This is a genomic window from Blautia massiliensis (ex Liu et al. 2021), assembly GCF_052064225.1.
Lineage (GTDB): Bacteria > Bacillota > Clostridia > Lachnospirales > Lachnospiraceae > Blautia_A > Blautia_A fusiformis.
The window spans coordinates 92,497-109,905 of the sequence record NZ_JBQHWA010000004.1; the positions used below are offsets into that span (position 1 = coordinate 92,497).

Genomic DNA, 17,409 nt, shown 5'->3' on the forward strand with positions numbered 1-17,409 from the left:
CTCAACAACCCAGCCTGTACTTTTTTCTGAAAATCAGTTATAATATTTTTGTTTGTAAAAAAATTTTCACCAAGGAGGATACCGGAAATGAAAACACAGAATCAGACTATGCTCTCTGAGAATACACTGACATCCCGGCCCACAGATATTATTGCGGGATTTCCTGTACGTCCCGGGTTTTTTGAATTAAATGGCGCTACTCCTCTTTCCAACGGAGTCAACTTTACCGCACATACCCGCCACGGTACATCCTGCGAGCTTCTTCTTTTCCACTCCGGAGAAGAGGAACCCTTCGCAGTCCTTCCTTTTCCCAATGCCTGTCGTATCGGTGATGTCTACTCCATGATCGTCATGGGACTGGACATCGAAGATCTGGAGTACGGCTACCGCATTGACGGTCCTTACGAACCGGAAAAGGGTCACATCTTCGATAAGACAAAAGTTCTTCTTGATCCTTATGCCAAAGCCGTTGCCGGTCAGCGTGAATGGGGCCAGCAAAAGATCGGAAGCTATCATGCCCGTGTGGTACGTGATTCCTTTGACTGGGAAGACATGCCGCAGTCCACCCGTAAGATCAGTGACCTGATCATCTATGAGCTTCACGTCCGCGGCTTTACACAGGATTCTTCTTCCGGTGTTATGCACCCGGGAACCTTTGCCGGTCTTCGTGAAAAGATCCCTTATCTCAAGGAACTGGGGATCAACGCCGTAGAGCTGATGCCGATCTTCGAGTTCGACGAGAATATGAATGCCCGTACTGTAAATGGCAAACGGCTTCTGGAATACTGGGGATACAATTCTGTCAACTTCTTTTCTCCAAACACCAGCTATGCTTCCAAGCCGGAGCATAACTGTGAGGGAACTGAGCTGAAAGAGCTGATCCGTGAGCTCCACGAAAATGGCATCGAAGTAATTCTTGATGTTGTATTCAATCATACCGCCGAAGGAAACGAGCTGGGAAAAACCTTCTGCTTTAAGGGCTTTGACAATAAGGTTTATTATATGCTGACTCCAGAGGGAAATTACTACAATTTCAGCGGATGTGGAAATACTCTGAACTGTAACCATCCCATTGTACGTCAGATGATCCTTGAATGCTTACGTTACTGGACCATCAACTACCGTGTGGACGGCTTCCGCTTCGATCTTGCCAGCATTCTCGGACGCCATGAGGACGGTTCTCCACTTAACAATCCGCCCCTTCTGGAGCTTCTCGCTTATGATCCGGTCCTTAGAAATGTCAAACTGATCGCAGAAGCCTGGGATGCCGGCGGGCTGTATCAGGTTGGTTCTTTCCCTGCCAGCCGCAGATGGGCTGAATGGAATGGCCGTTACCGTGACTGCCTCCGTTCCTTCCTGAAGGGAGATTTCTGGAATGCCTGGGACGCTGCATGGAGTATTTCCGGTTCCGGTGATCTGTACGGAGGCTTTTATTCTGATCATAATGACAATTATGCAGGATACAATTCCTGTGTCAATTTCCTTACCTGCCACGATGGCTTCACCATGTATGATCTTTATTCCTACAATGAAAAACACAACGAAGCAAACGGCTGGAATAACACCGACGGTTCCAACGATAACCGCAGCTGGAACTGTGGAGAAGAGGGCGATTCCACCAACCCCGAAGTGCTTTCCCTCCGCTTCCGCATGATACGAAATGCCTGTGCTGTACTGATGTCCAGCCGCGGAACCCCGATGTTCCTTGCAGGTGATGAATTCGGAAACACAAAACACGGAAATAACAATACCTACTGTCAGGATAACGAAACCTCATGGATCAACTGGAAGCTTCTGGAGAAAAATCACGATCTTTTTGAATTTTTCAAATTTATGATCCGGTTCCGTAAAGACCACCCTGTTATCTCCCGGAAGCTTCCAAACGCAGTATGCGGTATGGAAAATATCCACACCCATAACATTGACGCAAGGGATGTGACCATTCCAAGAGATGCCCACACCTTCGCTGTAAGCTTTGCAGGCTATGATAAGAGCAAAGGCACTGATGACCTGATCTACATTGTGATCAACGCATACTGGGAGGACGTAACGGTCACACTTCCGGAGCTTGCCCGTCCCGGTGCATGGTATCTCTGTGTCAACACGTTCGGTGACGGAAATGGCCGTTATTTCTACGAAAAAGGCCAAGAGCCACGCATTGAACACGATTTCTGTATGCGGCCCAGATCCGTTGCCATCTTTACCGGCCGCAATTATTAGAATTTATATCAGGGGCAAAATTCTTTTTGTCCCTGTCTGAAAGAAATGGAGTATTTTGAATGGAATTAAAAAACAGAACTTTGTCCAATTTTGCAGAACTTGTAGAAACAGGTGAATGTAAAAAATTCCGCGGTCGTCTGAAGACAGGCATCGACCTTGGTACTGCCAATACCGTTCTTGCCGTTGTCGACCGGAATAACCGTCCCATAACCGGAATTTCCGCACCATCCCATGCGATCCAGGATGGAGTGATCGTCAATTACTATGAATCTGTCCAGCTTGTGACAAAGCTAAAAAATGAGCTGGAGGAAAGGCTTGGCACAGAACTTACTTACGGTGCTGCTGCCATCCCTCCGGGAGTTTCTGAAGGCAGTGTCAAAAGCATCGGCTATGTTCTGGAGGGTGCCGGTTTCGAGGTTACAAATATCGTGGACGAGCCTACTGCCGCAGCTGCTGTCCTTAAGATCACAGACGGTGCTGTTGTGGATGTGGGTGGCGGCACAACCGGTATCAGCATCCTGAAAGACGGAAAAGTTATCTACACCGATGATGAGGCTACTGGCGGCAGCCATATGACCATGACAGTCGCCGGTCACTATAAGATCCCTTATGAGGAAGCCGAAGTATTGAAAACTACTCCGGAAAAAGAAGACGAAATTTTCCCTGTGATCAAGGCCACTGTAGAAAAAATGGCTGTGATCACCGAGAAATTTCTAAAGGGCTATCAGGTTCCGGCTGTTTATGTAGTTGGCGGTTCTTCCATGTTTAAGGAATTTACTACCGTTTTTGAAAAGAGGCTGAAGCTTCCGGTATACCGTCCGGTCCATCCGCTTCTTGTTACGCCCCTTGGCATCGCATATCACTGTGAGCTGCCAAAAATCTGAGCTCTTCCCGGTCTGGTCCTACGATTCTCCAGAAGGCAAACAACCTCCACTGAATCGGTGAGCGGGAACATATCAACCGGCTGCATCTTCTTTACCAGGTAATCTCTCTTAGTAAGGCAGGCAAGATCTCTTGCCAGGGTTTCCGGGTTGCAGGATACATAAACAATTTTTTCCGGTGAAAGAGTCAAAAGGGAGTGAAGGAATTTACGGTCACTTCCGGAACGTGGCGGATCCATGAGAACAACCTCCACCTTCTCTCCCTCTGCTGCCATTCCTTCCATAAACCATCCTGCATCTCCCGGAACAAAACGAACATTACGGATCTTGTTCTCCCTTGCATTCATTCTGGCATCACGGATAGCATCACGGTTCAGTTCTACACCAATGACATCCCTGGCATTTCCGGAAGCGATGATCCCGATAGTACCTGTGCCGCAGTAAGCATCGATCACCTTCTCTTTTCCTGTCATTGCCGCAAACTCCATAGCCTTTCCGTAAAGTACTTCTGTCTGCACAGGATTTACCTGATAAAAAGAAGATGGAGAAATACGGAAGGTCAGTCCCATAAGTCGATCTTTGATGAATCCCGGTCCGTAAAGTACGATATTGCGGTCTCCAAGTACCATGCTTGTCTGTCTGTCATTGACATTGAGAACCACCGTAGTGATCTCCGGATGCTCTTTACGGAGAGCTTTTACAAAGTTATTCTTAGATGGAAATATTGGAGAAACCGTAACTAATACCACCATGATCTCTCCTGTGGAAAAGCCTCTCCGCACAAGCACATGGCGGAGAAGTCCATATCCTGTATCCTCATCATAGGTCTTGATCTTAAAGGATTTCAACATACCACGTATGGTACGGATGATCTCCTGACTTTTTTTATCTTCGATCATACAGTCATCTACGGAAACGATCCTATGACTCTTCTCCTCATAAATCCCGGAAATTACGTTTCCCTTCCGGTCACGGCCAAAAGCTGCATGAACTTTGTTTCTGTAATAATAGGGATCTTCCATTCCAATGATCGGCTCTACTTTTCCGAATTTTTTCAGAAGGCCTTCTGTAATTCTCTGTTTCCTGCGAAGCTGCTCCTGGTAGGATACACCCTGATAACGGCAACCGCCGCACTTCTTCGCAACTGAACAGACAGTCTCTTTCTGTTCCATTTTTATCTCTCCTCTTTTATGGGCACAAAAAAGATGTTCCCAGTTATTTTCACTGAGAACATCTTATCAGACCTTTTCTTTTTTTACAAGAAAATCCTTGGCCTACTCCTGATATGGCTCATTAAATACAAGAATATGTCTCTTCACATTCTCGTAAGTACCCTGGACCATAGCCTCATTGAGGTCAAAGAAATTATGCTTGTCTGTTGATTCCATATATTTCTCCACATGAGCTGTCAGGCTGTTAAAGCTTGCTGTGGCAATATTCACCTTACGGATGCCAAGAGAGATCGCCCTCTGGAAATCTTTATCAGTGATACCACTGCCGCCATGAAGAACCAGCGGAATATCCACTTTCTCATGGATCTTCTCCAATACATCAAAAGCAAGCGTCGGCGCTACCGGATAATTACCATGGGCATTCCCGATGGCAACTGCAAGCGCATCAATACCTGTCTCTCTTGCGTAAACGACCGCATCATCCGGATCTGTGCAGCGGATACCGTGGTCACAGCTTCCATCCTCACTTCCGCCCACAAGTCCAAGCTCAGCCTCAACTGTAGCGCCGTATTTACGTGCTTTCTCCACAACGGCCTTTACTCTGGCGATGTTTTCCTCAAAAGGAAGCGTAGAAGCATCCAGCATAACCGATGTAAAGCCAAGCTCCAGAGCCTTGTCAACCGTCTCAAAAGTAAGACCATGATCCAGATGGACAGCCACATCCACCTTAGCCTCCTTTGCAGCCTGTACCATCATCGGTCCCATCAGGTGAAGCGGAGAATTTTTCAAACGCACCTCCGCGATCTGAAGGATGATCGGAGTATCCAGTTCTTCTGCTGCGCGGATCGCACCTCTTACCATTTCCATATTACCAACACTGAAAGCACCGCAGCCAATATTTTTCTCTTCGGCACGTCTCAGCAGATCTTTCATTTTCACAAGTGCCATGATTCGGCCCTCCTGTCCTGTTTATCGTACACTGTTTGCATCTTCTTACAGAAAAAAGCGGTGTCAAAGCACTACTGGCTGATACCGCTTTTTCTATGCAAAGCGTACATCTTTATTCCGCTTAACTGTACATCAGCATGCACCTATTTCCCTGTCGTAATTATAAGCCTGTCTTCTCAGCAATGAATTTTCTTGCACGGATCGCATACTCAAGCGGATTAGCCTTAGCCGGATCCTGCTCAGCCTCAACAACCATATATCCTTCGTAGCCTGCATCCTCGAGAACCTTGAAGATCGGATCATAGTTGATGCATCCATCTCCCGGAATCGTGAAGGCACCGGCTCTTACGCCTGCAAGGAAGCTCATGTTTTCTTTCTTAACCTGCTCAACAACTTCCGGACGGATATCCTTCAGATGAACATGTTTGATCCTGTGAACATATTTCTTTACAACCTCAAGAGGATCCTCTCCACAGTATGTAAAGTGACCGGTATCAAAAAGAAGACTTACATATTCAGGATCTGTATTCTCCATCATACGGTCAACCTCAGCAAGGCTCTGTACAACAGTACCCATATGATGATGGAAAGTAAGAGCAATACCATACTCCTCTTTTGCGATCTTACCAAGCTTGTTCATTCCTGTGCAGAAGATATCCCACTCTTCGTCATTCATCTCATATTTATGTCCGAAAACCGGGGTATCCATCTGGCCCTGAACACTGTGGCTCTGCTCAGATGCGCCGATCACTTTCGCACCCATAGCTTTCAGGAAAGTAAGCTGTGCACGGAACTCCTTCTCAACCTCCTCAAACGGTTTGGTGATCAGGAAACTTGAGAACCACTGGTTACAGATCTCAACACCACGAAGCTCAAGAGCCTTCTTAAGAACCTCAGGATCCTTCGGATACTTGTTACCCACCTCGGAGCCTGTGAAACCGGCAAGAGCCATCTCACTGACGCACTGCTCAAAAGTATTCTCTTTGCCAAGATCCGGCATATCATCATTTGTCCATGCAATTGGTGCAATACCAAGCTTTACTTTATTCTTATCAAACATTGGTCAATTCTCCTTTTTTATTTGAATTATTCCATAATCTCAGAAATCTTAACCGGTCTGTGCTCCTCGCTGGATTTCTTAGCTGCAAGACCCATTAATACCGGCTTCAGACCATCATAAACATTAAGAGGTGTCTCTTTGTCATTAACGATCGCATCAATAAATGCTGCAACCTCTTTACCATAAGCGTCCATGTATCTCTCAAGGAAGAAGAACATCGGCTTCTCACCTGTAACACCCTCAGCATTGCTGATCACTGTGGAAGACTGGCTGTCATTGGAAATAGCAGCCATACCATCAGAACCGAAAACCTCAGCTCTCTGATCATAGCCATAAGAAGCTCTTCTGCAGTTATCGATAACAGCAATAGCACCATTCTCCATCTGAAGAGTGATAACAGCTGTATCAACATCCCCAGCCTCACCAATAGCCGGATCAACCAGATTTGCGCTCTGAACATAAACCTCTGTAGCATCGCAGCCTGCAAGATAACGAACCATATCGAAATCATGAATTGTCATATCCAGGAACATGCCACCGGAAACCTTAACATAATCAATGCTAGGCGGCTCAGGATCGCGGGAAGTGATCTTGATGATCTCCGGTTTACCAACCTTACCAGCTGCAACAGCCTGCTGAAGAGACTCAAAGTTATGGTCGAATCTTCTGTTAAAACCAACCTGATATTTCAGATTTGTGCCCTCAAGAGCATCGATAACCTCTTTGATCTTGGCAATGTCATGATCGATCGGTTTCTCACAGAAAACATGCTTGCCAGCCTTGATAGCCTCTACAGAAATCGGAGAATGAGTATCTGTAGAAGAACAGATCAGAACTGCTGAAATCTCAGGATCATTGATGATTTCCTTATAATCCTTAGTCGTGTGCTCAACACCCATGCTCTTAGCCCATGCAGCAGTCTCATCATTTAAGAAAGGATCTGCAACCGTCTTGATCACCGCATCCGGCACCCTTGTTGTGATACTGGTAATATGAACTCTACCAATTCTACCTGCTCCGATAATACCAACTTTAATCATAGTTTTGATCTCCTTTTGATTTATTTTCCCAATGTAATCTCTTTGCGTGTCCGAACACGCTCTTTATGCTTAATATAATATCATCGCAACACACAAATCGCAACCCCTAATATTGTACAATATTACCATCTTTTTTCTATTAAAAATGACGAGAACTATTTTTAGCCACAATATGTAATATTTTTAGGTCAACTTCACCGAAAATATCTCCAACACATTCCCATACAATCACCCTAATCATCCCACACCCCACCCCCTCCCAACATTCAGCACAGCATCACAGCTCACATCCCTTCAAACATCCAGAGCAGCATCACAGCTCACATCCCTTCAAACATCCAGCACAGCGCCGATGCCACACCCCTTCCAGCATCCAGCGCAGCGCCGATGCCCAAACTCTCCCTGCAAACAGGCGCAAACTCAGCCCTTGCAGTCGTCCAGCGCAGCGCTGACGACCCACAACCTATCGTCAAACGACATTTTTTCTCGCTGGAAGCACCAGCCGCGGAAGGGGATGCTGTCTGGCTCTGCTTCTGCAGGAGGGGAGCTGATTCTTGGACGGCGGGAATCTGCGTTGTTTTTCAAAAGTCCGCTGTCTGAGCGGCAGCAGGCCGAGAGTTCGGACTTTTGAAAAACGCTTTTAGCAGATTTCCGGCGTCCTAGAAGTCAGCCCCCGACGAAGCCGCAGACCAGACAGCATCCCCTTCCGCGGCGTCCCTCCGCACAAAAAAAGGAGACACCCCACTTCAGTGTCTCCCCTCCGGAATCGTATACTCATTCCTTATATATATTTCCGTAAAAATCTTCGCCCTCTCCGGCGCTTCCCCATTAAACAGCAGCCGGAACAAAATCATCACCGGCTCATACCCCTGTATCCTGGCATCCTGCCCGATCAGGAAATGAATAAACCCTTCCCTCATCAGCTCATAATTCCGCCCCATAAAATCATTGGCAACCATCTTCACCCGACCAGCTTTCCCCGCTCCGGCGATTGCCTCACACACCCCCTCCTCACCATGAGAAGTAAGATATATCCCGTCAAGATCCGGAACATCCTTAAATATCCCTTCCGTAATCTCCCTGGCCCTGCCATTCTCCTCAAAGCAATACTCCGGCCCAATGATCTCAATCCCAGGATACTTCCGCGCAATTTCCTCACGGAATCCAACCACCCTGCTGCTCAGAGAAGTATTGGTACTATAGCCGGAAATCACAGCAACCTTTCCTTTTCCACCGGTCAGCTCCCCCATAAGCCCCGCAGCCGCACGGCCACACTGCACACCGTTCTGCCCTACAAAGCAAAGCCGTTTCGTATCCTCCACATCCGAAGTAAACGTCACCACCGGGATCCGAAATTCCTCCACAAACCGGTCAATTTCCCTTTTCACACGTTCCTCATCCAAAGGAACCATGGCAATACCACTAACCTCTTCCATCCGCATCTTCTCCATGGCGAGAATAACATCCTCCGCATTCTGATGCTCGATCTTATGGACCAGGACTGTACCACCAAGATTATCCACCTCAGCGCACGCCTCCTGGATTCCCTTCAGAACTTCTTTCATAAAAGGTGTTTCCGCACCCTGCAGGATCACGCCGATCTTAATATTATTTCTGCTCATGGATAGAGCACGGCCCAGTTGATTCGGCTTATACCCCATCTCATCAGCGATGGCACGGATCCTCTCAGCAACCTCCGGACGGATCCTGCCCCTGTTATTTAACGCTCTGTCAACAGTACCTCTGGAAACACCGGCAGCTTCCGCGATCTGCCTTATAGTAACTCCCATACTAAGCACCTCTTTCTATGATAATCCGGATTCTTTTCTGTATTCCGCAGGACTTAAGCCCGTAAACTTCTTAAATGTCTTGGAAAAATAATGATAATCTCCAAATCCGGAACGCAACGCCACATCCTTAACTTTACAGTTCGTCTCTGAAAGAAGCTTCTTTGCACAGTCGATCCGAAGCTCCTGCACATAATTGGAAAAACCGATCTTCATCTCCTGTTTGAAAAGATAACTGAGATAAGCAGGATTTACCTCCGCCGCATCTGCTGCATCCTGAAGGCTGATCGGCGATTCATAATGTTCCCGGATAAACTCCAGTGCTTTTTTCACAGCAGCAGAGATCCCCTCCGGAACAGCATCCTCTTCCCCCACAAAAAGCTGCGAAATACAGGCACTGCCCTTTTCCCTGAATTTCTCAAAGCTTTCGATATCTCCATACCAGATGGGCTCTTTCTCAATTCCGGCTGTCTGATTCAATTTCTTAAGCCACTGTACCAAAAGTCTTCCATCGGTATAGCGATCCTGACAGTCAGCGAGAACCTGTGTCCAAAGCTCCTCCGCTTTCTTTCGGTCTTTCCCTGCCTTCAGCTTGGAAATCTGCCCTTCCAGCTTCTCAGCACTTTCCGGCAGAACACTGTCCGCCTTCTTCCGCCCTTCAAAATAAAGGATCTCTTTTTTCTCATAAAAATGCAGCTTCATCATTTCTCTGGCCTGCTGATAAGCCTGGCGGATCCCATCCTCTCCCATGCAGACACTGCTGACACTGATACCAAAATCACAAAGATCCTCCTGACAGTGCCGGTAGCAGATTGCTGCTGCCTCAGTCAGTCTCTGCTGCATAGCCGATGTCCTGCAGTCTCCGGAAAGATCAAGAAAACAGCAAAAAATCCCTGCGCCAAGATAGACCACTTCCGCAAATTCACTTTCTGTCCCAAGAAGCTCCTCCGTACGTTCCAGCAGTCTGTGACGGAAATGATGGGAATACTGTTCCACTTCCAGCGGCGTCCATTGTCTTTCCCTCTCCGCCCAGTTCTCCATAAACATACAGATCACAGCACTGTTAAAATATTTCCCGGCGATTCCGGCTTCCACACGCTTTTCCTCACGTGCCTGATTTTTCAGCATCCCCGAGATCAGTCCGTTAAAAAAATAATACTTCAGAGCGTGACTTCCCAGATGGATCAGCTTTCTCGTCCGTGCCTGTTCCTGACTTTTTTCTCTGCGCTTCTCGATCAGCCGGGCTGATTTTTCCAGAGTATCATAAAGACTATCCTCGTCCAAACTGTTCTTTAATACATATTCATCCGCCCCAAGGCGCATGGCCTCTTTTACATATTCAAAATCATCATGACAGCTGAGCACGATAATATAGATATCCCTGTTTTCCTCACGGATCTTTCTGATCAGCTCAATTCCATCCATCACAGGCATGGTAAGATCCGTCACAAGAACATCGATTTTTTCTTTCTGAAGGAATCCATAAGCTTCCTCCCCGTCTTCTGCATCATCCACGATCTCATATCCTGCTTTTTCCCAGGAATCCAGGGTTTTGAGATAGCTCCTTACAAGAAAATCATCATCTGCCACCAGTGTTCTGTACATTAATTTTTTCTCCCTTCTTCAGGCATATCATAGATCGCAGGCAGAAATACCGTGACCTCCGTACCGTTTCCACTGCTTACGTATTCCATTCCTCCCTGTGTCCCGTAATAAAGCTCCAGGCGTTCTTTTACATTTGGAATCCCCACTGCGGAAAGTCCGTTTGTTTTTTTTGCATGACTGTTAAAAAGATCTCTGATCTGCTCTTTTGTCATTCCTCTGCCGTTATCCTTTACTATGAGGATCAGCTTTCCTTCACTTACGTTTCCGCTGATCCAGATTTTTCCTGTTTGCCGTTTGATGTCGATCCCGTGAAGAAGAGCATTCTCCACAAGCGGCTGAAGAATCAGTCTCGGAATATAGCACCGGTATGCTTCCTCAGAGATCTCATATTTCACCTGAAAGCTTCCCTGATAGCGAAAATCCTGCAGATGGATATAATTTTTCAGTATATGGATCTCATCGGCAACAGAAAGGAAGCTTCCCTTTTTGTTGATACTGGCCTGCAGAAGCTCCACGAAATCTCCAATAAGCCCCGCCAGCTCTTTTTCCCCTTTCAGAAATGCCGCAAATTTGATGGAGTTCAATGTATTATACATAAAATGCGGTGTGATCTGATACTGCAGTGCTTCCAGCTCTGCATCTTTTTTCTGCTGTTCCTCTTCGATCACCTGGGCGATCAGAGCTTCGATATAATCCAGCATGTGGTTGAATTCTTTTCCGAGGGTTCCGATCTCATCAGCAGTAGTCACTTCTGTACGGAGGCTCAGATCTCCCTCACCAACCTTCTCAACCGTGCCAGTCATGGATCTGAGCGGTCCGCAGACTACTCTGGAGAGCCACAGTGCCAGCAGCACAGCTGCCACAAAAACTGCACCAAATATTCCGATCAGAAAGAGCCGCATCCGGGAAAGTCCGCTTAAAACTTCTTTTTTCGGTACCTCCAGATATAATCCGCAGTCTGAAAAGCTACCTCTGCTGAAAAAAGAGATCACACCGTTTTTTTCTGCATAGCCTTCCATTTTTGGAATATTCTGGTCTGTAATCTCCGGAAATGTTTTTCCAATGTCACTGTAATCTCCGGATGTCACGATTTCATCATTTCTGTCTACCAGAACTATTCTGGTGATCTTTTCATCATTGACAGCTTCCAGATATTCGTAATAAATTGCCCGTTCCCTGATATCTGCGACAACATACCCCAGAATCTCTCCGTTATCATCCTCTACCTTCTGGATCACAGAAAGAAAGCTGCCGCCTTCATGGATCGGAGATTCCACAAGAACCGGAAAGGAATCCAGTTCCTGTATTTTTTCCAATTCCTCGATATGTTCTCCTGAAATCCCCTGCTTGTTTACCGGAAATTCCTCAGAAGTCACAGCCATTTTTTTGTCTGGAAAGACAAAGTAAAGGGAGTTGATATCTTTATATTCCCGACTGTGTTCCCGGAGAAGCCCGGCCATATTTTCCAGGCTGTTTTCATTTCCTGTACAGCTGTAGTCCTTCGCATTATTCCGTATATCTGTATCCCAGGCAGTTCTCGTATTCACATAATAAATCTCTTTCAGGGATTCGTCCAGATCTTTTATAGTCTGCTGCATCCGTCCATACAGGATACCTGAATAATTTTCTTCGATCATCCCTGCTGCCCGAAAATAAAATACCCCCGTAAGAGAACAGGCAGTAAACATGGTTACTGTCAGGATCGCCAGTAATATCTTTGCCCGGATACTTTTTAACATAGAACTCCTCCCTTCCGTAAAGCGGATATATGCCTCTCTATGCTATATGCCCATAAACGCAGGAAACAGCAGGAGTATCCTACCCCTGCCTGATTTCCTGTTTGCGGTTGAATATATGTTTTACAATAAAATATTTATAACTGTCCGTGTGCCTCGCGCTCGGTAAGCTCCTGCATGATCGCCGGATACATTTTGTCAAGCTTATATCCGAAAAGCGTTACAATGATCACTGCTGCAATGAGGATCGGTCCAAATTTATAAAGAGAAACGATCATCTCCAGTGCTGTTTCCGGCTGTGCAGTTATTCCTGCAGATGAGCTTACATATCCGGAACTGCTTAAAAGACCTGTGATCACTGCGGAGGCAAGACCTGCGCCAACTTTTGTTCCGATGGAACCGCCTGCAAAGATCAGACTTTCCTGACGGATATGGTTTTTCCACTGTCCGAACTCTACTACATCACCAACCATACTGAATACAACTGCGTTCAGTGGAGCAAGTCCGATGGCACGTGTGACACAGCTCATAACCATGAAGCCGAAGCTGTATGGATTCAGGAAAAACAGAATCTGTCCGCCAAGTGCAACAAATCCGCCGACAAATGCGATATTTCTTTTTCCGAATTTCTTGATCAACGGTGAGCAGATGAAGATTCCCACTACCAGAACCAGGGTTTCTGTAAGGAACAGTGCGCTGTACATCCATGTATCATTGTTGAAAATATATTTGCAGTAGTACGGAAGAATGGTTCCTGTGATCGTAAAGGATACACTCTGTACTGTCCACAGAAGCATTACTGCCCAGAAATACTGATTTGCAAAAAGTGCCTTCAGCATTGTCGGAATCGGAAGCTTCTCATCTTTCTTTCTTGCTTCGATCTGAACCTTTTCCTCACATTTGAAGAAGCAGAGAAGCAGAAGTGCAAGTGCAAGCACTGCCCATACACTCATAACCTTGATCCATGCAGCCTGATCATTTCCAAGAAGCTTTACAAGCGGCAGTGTACAGGTTGCTGCAACGATCTTTCCGATAGGTGACAGTCCCATTCTCAATACACTGAGTTTATCTCTCTCTGATGATTCGCGGATCATCATTGAAGAAAGGCTTCCATATGGAAGATTGATCGCTGTATAGCATATGGTCGTACAGAAGTTATAGGTTACAAAGAGATACAGAAACTGAAGCATCCCTGTTGTACGCGGCACTGTGAAAAGCAGTACTGCTGACAGCGCAAACGGAATGCTCATCCACAGAAGCCAGGGTCTTGATTTTCCCCATTTGGAATTGGTCCTCTCTACAATGACACCCATGACCAGATCGGAAAATCCATCAAAGCATCTGGAAAGTAACATTACCAGTCCTACTGTTGCTGCGCTTATCCCTACATAATCTGTGTAAAACAGCGTCAGCAGTGTTCCGATCATTCCGAACACGATATTACATCCTACATCTCCTCCAGCATAACACAGCCCTGTTGATACCGAAAGTTTTTTCTTCTCCATCTTATTATCCCGCCCTTTCATTTCTTTTCGTTTTTTTATTTTCGCTTTCCTTTTGATGATTCTATTTTATCGAAAATACGGGATTATCATAGTATGAGAAATTTTAGTTTTTTCGGTATTATTTTTACCTGACTGTTAAATCTGTACCAAAGTTTTTCTGGTTCTGATATCTCTACATCCTTCTTTTGTCCTATTTTTATGTTTTGTGTTTTATTTTTGGATACCAGCCTGACTTTTTACCGAATCAGTCAATGCCTCTGCCGGATTGTAAAAAATAATAAGCAGCGGATGGAAACCTGCTTGTATCAGGGATGAGAATGTCCGTCATCCTTCATATATGTATCAATATTTTCTTCGGTAAGCACCTGGGAATCCAGAATCTCATCTTCTCCTGTTCCCTCTCCCTCCAGATCCTTCACAATATACCGGATGGTTTCATAACCGATCTGATAACCGGACTGCGCGCCAAGCGCCACGATACGCCCATCCTGAACCGCTTTCAAGGCATCTTCCTGAGCATCTACGGAAACAATAGAAATCTCCCGTCCTTCAGTTGCCTCTGAAAGCCCCAGGGCCGTCACTGCACTTGTGGTCATGATTCCGTTAAGATCCGGATACTTCACCAGGATCTCATCCACATCCTTCTGGGAAACCCGCATATTGCTGTATCCGTTCCGAACCATTTCAATGGTGATCCCTGGCTCTTTTTCCATATATTTTTCAAATCCGGCAACACGCATCCGGTGTCCGGCCTGCTTAAAATCACCGGCGATCACGCCAATCTTTCCTTTATGATCCAGAGTCTTTGCAAGCTGCTCGCCCAGCTCATAGCCTAGTTTTTCATTGTCAATTCCAATATAAGGGATTTCTGAATCCTCTATGGGAGTATCACAGGCATATACAGAAATCCCCTTTTCTCTTGCGAAATTTAAATAATCTTCGCATTCATAGGAATCTATAGGAGAAACTGCCATCGCCTGGATATCGGTTTTCAGAAGATCCCGGATCATATTTTTCTGAACCTCTTCTTCTGTTTCGGAATCCGGAGACAGAATCACCACATCTGCATGATATTTTTCTGCCGCATCTTTCATTCCGTCGCAGACAGACAACCAATATTCACTGCTTTTAGATTTTGTAACAACACCGATCGTTACCTGCTCTTCTTCTGTTTTCCTTGCAGAAGACCCGCATCCGGAAAGGCTGCAAACTCCTATGACTGCCACCAGAATACAGATATACTTTTTTCTCATGAAGGATATGCCTCCTTTTCTTTTGCAGCTATATTTGCCACGGGAAAAAAGACTCCGGAGCCTTTTTCTCCGGTCCGGAGTCTTTTCCTATCTGGCAATGCAGGGTTTACATTTACATTTTACCAGAGTTTTCTGTAGATTTCTTTTACTTCCTCTTCTGTTACATCACGCATGGTATTCTGAGGACTTCCACTGTCCATGGCATCATGTGCCATTTTGTCGATAACGTTGAAGAACTCTTCTTTATTGATACCGAACTGCTCCAGAGTCGGAGTATCCAGTTCATTTACAAGTGACTCTACTGCTTTCAGGAATTTCTCAGCTGCTTCCTGATCAGAATCAGTTGCATCCGCCACACCAATATCACGTCCCAACGCTCCGAATCTGTCGTATGCTCCGGGAAGCGCAAAGGTAAGGCACTCTTTCAGAAGCATGGCATTGGAAAGTCCGTGTGCTACATGGAACAGTGCTCCGATCGGACGGCTCATTCCATGGATAATGGTAACAGATGCATTGTTAAATGCGATTCCTGCCTCAAGAGCAGCGACAGACATCTGTACACGGGCTTCTTCATTCTTTCCGTCTTTATATGCAACCGGAAGGTATTTAAAGATCCTCTTTACTGCAGATACTGCAAAAGTATCGGAAAGTGTCTGTGTTTTTCTGGATGTATAAGCTTCCACACAGTGGCAAAGTGCATCAAGACCTGTTGCTGCTGTGATCTTTGGAGGTGCAGTCATAGTAAACTGCGGGTCGATAATGGCAAGATCCGGCATGAGAACTTTGCCTTTAAGAAGCATCTTGATGTCTTTTTTGGTATCAGTGATAATCGTGAACTGTGTTGCCTCAGATCCCGTTCCTGCTGTGGTAGGGATCGCCGCCATTGGCGGCATCTTTACATCGATCACTTTTCCCATGTAGTCGGAAATGCTTCCACCGTTTACTACCAGTGAGCCGATGGCTTTCATGGAGTCAATGGGGCTTCCGCCTCCCAGAGCTACCAGGAAGTCACAGTTCTCATCTTTATAGATCTGTAAGCCTTTTTCGATCATGGTATCTGTTGGCTCACCACAGATGTCAGAATAAATGCTGTATTCAATGCCCTGATTTGTCAGCGCCTTCTCAACTTTTGCACAGTTTCCCAGGTCGATCATTACTTTATCGGTTACGATCAGAGCTTTTTTACCAAGGAGTTTCAGTGCTCCTTCTGCCATGTCCAGTGCTCCGGAACCGGAAATAATTTCTCCAGGTACAATAAATTCTCTTGCCATTGTCAAAATCTCCCTTCAGTCAGTACAATTTTTTTCATAATAGCAGCAGGTCTACTGCTGTCCGCTCCTCACGGACAACAGCATTCTCCTCTTCCTGCTGCCTGTTATTTACGATCCAGTATCAGTATCTCCGAATCCTTAAAACTCGGCGTCATGAAGCCAGGTATATCTCTCATCCTCGCAGCGGTCTGTCTGCAGCCACGGATTTCCGTCAATGTGGCGAATCATCCAGCATGTATACATCTGATATCCAGGTGCAACTGCCTGCGGATGAAGCTCTCCTCCTGGAATTGCGGAAAAGCTCTCGTCTGTACTCTTAAATACCTGATCACCGACAAAGCTTGCTCCAAATCCTTCCGGATGATCAAATTTGAAAAAGTATGTCTCAGGCTGCGGATGTCTGTGCGGCAGGTATCCGGACCAGTTTCCTCTGTCATTGAGAACCTCACCAAGTACCATATTGGACTCCGGTGAAATGTCGTGATCAAAAATCGTGTTTACTCTTCTCTTTGCCACGTTTCCGAATTTTCCTACGCTGGAATATCCCCATGGAGCGTCTTCCGGTTTGTAAAGCCTTGCGCCGAAATCTTTCTCATTCTTTGTGCACTGGACAAGGATCTGTGACTCCGCATTTGCCACAACTGCGATCTCAGTTCCTGTACATCCATGAACGCACCAAGGCCCCTCTGTGAACACATCTTTTCTGGTTGCTGCTGCTTCGTTTCCGTTCCATTTATAGGTGATATTTCCGGAGAGGAGGAGAACTGCTGTCTCCTCACCCTCTCTTAAAAATGTTCTTGTCTCCCCTGCCTTCATACGGTAAACACGGATGTCCATCATCATGGCCTTGTACTCATTATCGTATGTTGTAAGAATCTTTTCGCCTTTTTCGTCATATTCCGGATAACCAAATACTTTACTCATTTTCTTA

At 46.0% G+C, this 17,409-nt stretch carries 13 protein-coding genes; 2 read left to right on the forward strand and 11 right to left on the reverse strand.

The features are described from left to right. Positions 1-87: 87 nt before the first annotated feature. Both ACTNDQ_RS02475 and eutJ read left to right on the forward strand, forming a co-directional pair. Complete coding sequence (locus tag ACTNDQ_RS02475; RefSeq protein ID WP_215638402.1) at positions 88-2,220, forward strand: glycogen debranching protein; 2,133 nt, start codon at positions 88-90, stop codon at positions 2,218-2,220. Positions 2,221-2,279: 59 nt separating this feature from the next. Continuing rightward, positions 2,280-3,104, forward strand: coding sequence for an ethanolamine utilization protein EutJ (eutJ, locus tag ACTNDQ_RS02480; RefSeq protein WP_441063567.1), 825 nt, complete (start codon positions 2,280-2,282; stop codon positions 3,102-3,104). Here the strand turns inward: eutJ and rlmD are convergent. The 11 genes from rlmD to ACTNDQ_RS02535 form a co-directional block, all read right to left on the reverse strand. After that, positions 3,080-4,273, reverse strand: coding sequence for a 23S rRNA (uracil(1939)-C(5))-methyltransferase RlmD (gene rlmD / locus ACTNDQ_RS02485; RefSeq protein ID WP_278796275.1), 1,194 nt, complete (start codon positions 4,271-4,273; stop codon positions 3,080-3,082). The genes eutJ and rlmD overlap by 25 nt on opposite strands. A 102-nt stretch (positions 4,274-4,375) precedes the next feature. Beyond that, a complete protein-coding gene (locus ACTNDQ_RS02490) occupies positions 4,376-5,221 on the reverse strand; it encodes a class II fructose-bisphosphate aldolase (protein ID WP_015524416.1) in 846 nt (281 codons plus the stop codon). 160 nt (positions 5,222-5,381) lie between these two features. Continuing rightward, on the reverse strand, positions 5,382-6,281 hold the full coding sequence (gene iolE / locus ACTNDQ_RS02495; protein WP_021650721.1) for a myo-inosose-2 dehydratase: 900 nt from the start codon (positions 6,279-6,281) through the stop codon (positions 5,382-5,384). Positions 6,282-6,307: 26 nt separating this feature from the next. Further along, the gene (gene iolG, locus ACTNDQ_RS02500; protein ID WP_015524414.1) at positions 6,308-7,321 is read right to left on the reverse strand and encodes an inositol 2-dehydrogenase; all 1,014 of its coding nucleotides are present in this window, start codon (positions 7,319-7,321) and stop codon (positions 6,308-6,310) included. A gap of 746 nt (positions 7,322-8,067) precedes the next feature. After that, positions 8,068-9,111 carry a LacI family DNA-binding transcriptional regulator gene (locus ACTNDQ_RS02505; RefSeq protein ID WP_173733934.1) on the reverse strand — a complete coding sequence of 348 codons (1,044 nt, stop codon included), beginning with the start codon at positions 9,109-9,111 and terminating at the stop codon, positions 8,068-8,070. Positions 9,112-9,126: 15 nt separating this feature from the next. Further along, positions 9,127-10,713 carry a response regulator transcription factor gene (locus ACTNDQ_RS02510; protein ID WP_278796274.1) on the reverse strand — a complete coding sequence of 529 codons (1,587 nt, stop codon included), beginning with the start codon at positions 10,711-10,713 and terminating at the stop codon, positions 9,127-9,129. Continuing rightward, positions 10,713-12,452: a cache domain-containing sensor histidine kinase gene (locus ACTNDQ_RS02515; RefSeq protein WP_279198729.1), complete on the reverse strand. Its 1,740-nt coding sequence runs from the start codon at positions 12,450-12,452 to the stop codon at positions 10,713-10,715. The genes ACTNDQ_RS02510 and ACTNDQ_RS02515 overlap by 1 nt, the downstream gene beginning before the upstream one ends. 134 nt (positions 12,453-12,586) lie before the next feature. Next, positions 12,587-13,954: an MFS transporter gene (locus tag ACTNDQ_RS02520; protein WP_227752198.1), complete on the reverse strand. Its 1,368-nt coding sequence runs from the start codon at positions 13,952-13,954 to the stop codon at positions 12,587-12,589. Positions 13,955-14,259: 305 nt separating this feature from the next. Beyond that, positions 14,260-15,207: a substrate-binding domain-containing protein gene (locus tag ACTNDQ_RS02525; RefSeq protein WP_441063573.1), complete on the reverse strand. Its 948-nt coding sequence runs from the start codon at positions 15,205-15,207 to the stop codon at positions 14,260-14,262. Positions 15,208-15,326: 119 nt separating this feature from the next. Beyond that, positions 15,327-16,478 carry an iron-containing alcohol dehydrogenase gene (locus ACTNDQ_RS02530; RefSeq protein ID WP_441063575.1) on the reverse strand — a complete coding sequence of 384 codons (1,152 nt, stop codon included), beginning with the start codon at positions 16,476-16,478 and terminating at the stop codon, positions 15,327-15,329. 138 nt (positions 16,479-16,616) lie between these two features. After that, positions 16,617-17,402 carry a 5-deoxy-glucuronate isomerase gene (locus ACTNDQ_RS02535; RefSeq protein ID WP_118513342.1) on the reverse strand — a complete coding sequence of 262 codons (786 nt, stop codon included), beginning with the start codon at positions 17,400-17,402 and terminating at the stop codon, positions 16,617-16,619. Positions 17,403-17,409 lie beyond the last annotated feature (7 nt).

Coding starts and splice junctions, on each gene's coding strand:
- ACTNDQ_RS02475 (WP_215638402.1), top strand. CDS start 88: ATGAAAACACAGAATCAGACTATGCTCTCTGAGAATACACTGACATCC.
- eutJ (WP_441063567.1), top strand. CDS start 2,280: ATGGAATTAAAAAACAGAACTTTGTCCAATTTTGCAGAACTTGTAGAA.
- rlmD (WP_278796275.1), bottom strand. CDS start 4,273: ATGGAACAGAAAGAGACTGTCTGTTCAGTTGCGAAGAAGTGCGGCGGT.
- ACTNDQ_RS02490 (WP_015524416.1), bottom strand. CDS start 5,221: ATGGCACTTGTGAAAATGAAAGATCTGCTGAGACGTGCCGAAGAGAAA.
- iolE (WP_021650721.1), bottom strand. CDS start 6,281: ATGTTTGATAAGAATAAAGTAAAGCTTGGTATTGCACCAATTGCATGG.
- iolG (WP_015524414.1), bottom strand. CDS start 7,321: ATGATTAAAGTTGGTATTATCGGAGCAGGTAGAATTGGTAGAGTTCAT.
- ACTNDQ_RS02505 (WP_173733934.1), bottom strand. CDS start 9,111: ATGGGAGTTACTATAAGGCAGATCGCGGAAGCTGCCGGTGTTTCCAGA.
- ACTNDQ_RS02510 (WP_278796274.1), bottom strand. CDS start 10,713: ATGTACAGAACACTGGTGGCAGATGATGATTTTCTTGTAAGGAGCTAT.
- ACTNDQ_RS02515 (WP_279198729.1), bottom strand. CDS start 12,452: ATGTTAAAAAGTATCCGGGCAAAGATATTACTGGCGATCCTGACAGTA.
- ACTNDQ_RS02520 (WP_227752198.1), bottom strand. CDS start 13,954: ATGGAGAAGAAAAAACTTTCGGTATCAACAGGGCTGTGTTATGCTGGA.
- ACTNDQ_RS02525 (WP_441063573.1), bottom strand. CDS start 15,207: ATGAGAAAAAAGTATATCTGTATTCTGGTGGCAGTCATAGGAGTTTGC.
- ACTNDQ_RS02530 (WP_441063575.1), bottom strand. CDS start 16,478: ATGGCAAGAGAATTTATTGTACCTGGAGAAATTATTTCCGGTTCCGGA.
- ACTNDQ_RS02535 (WP_118513342.1), bottom strand. CDS start 17,402: ATGAGTAAAGTATTTGGTTATCCGGAATATGACGAAAAAGGCGAAAAG.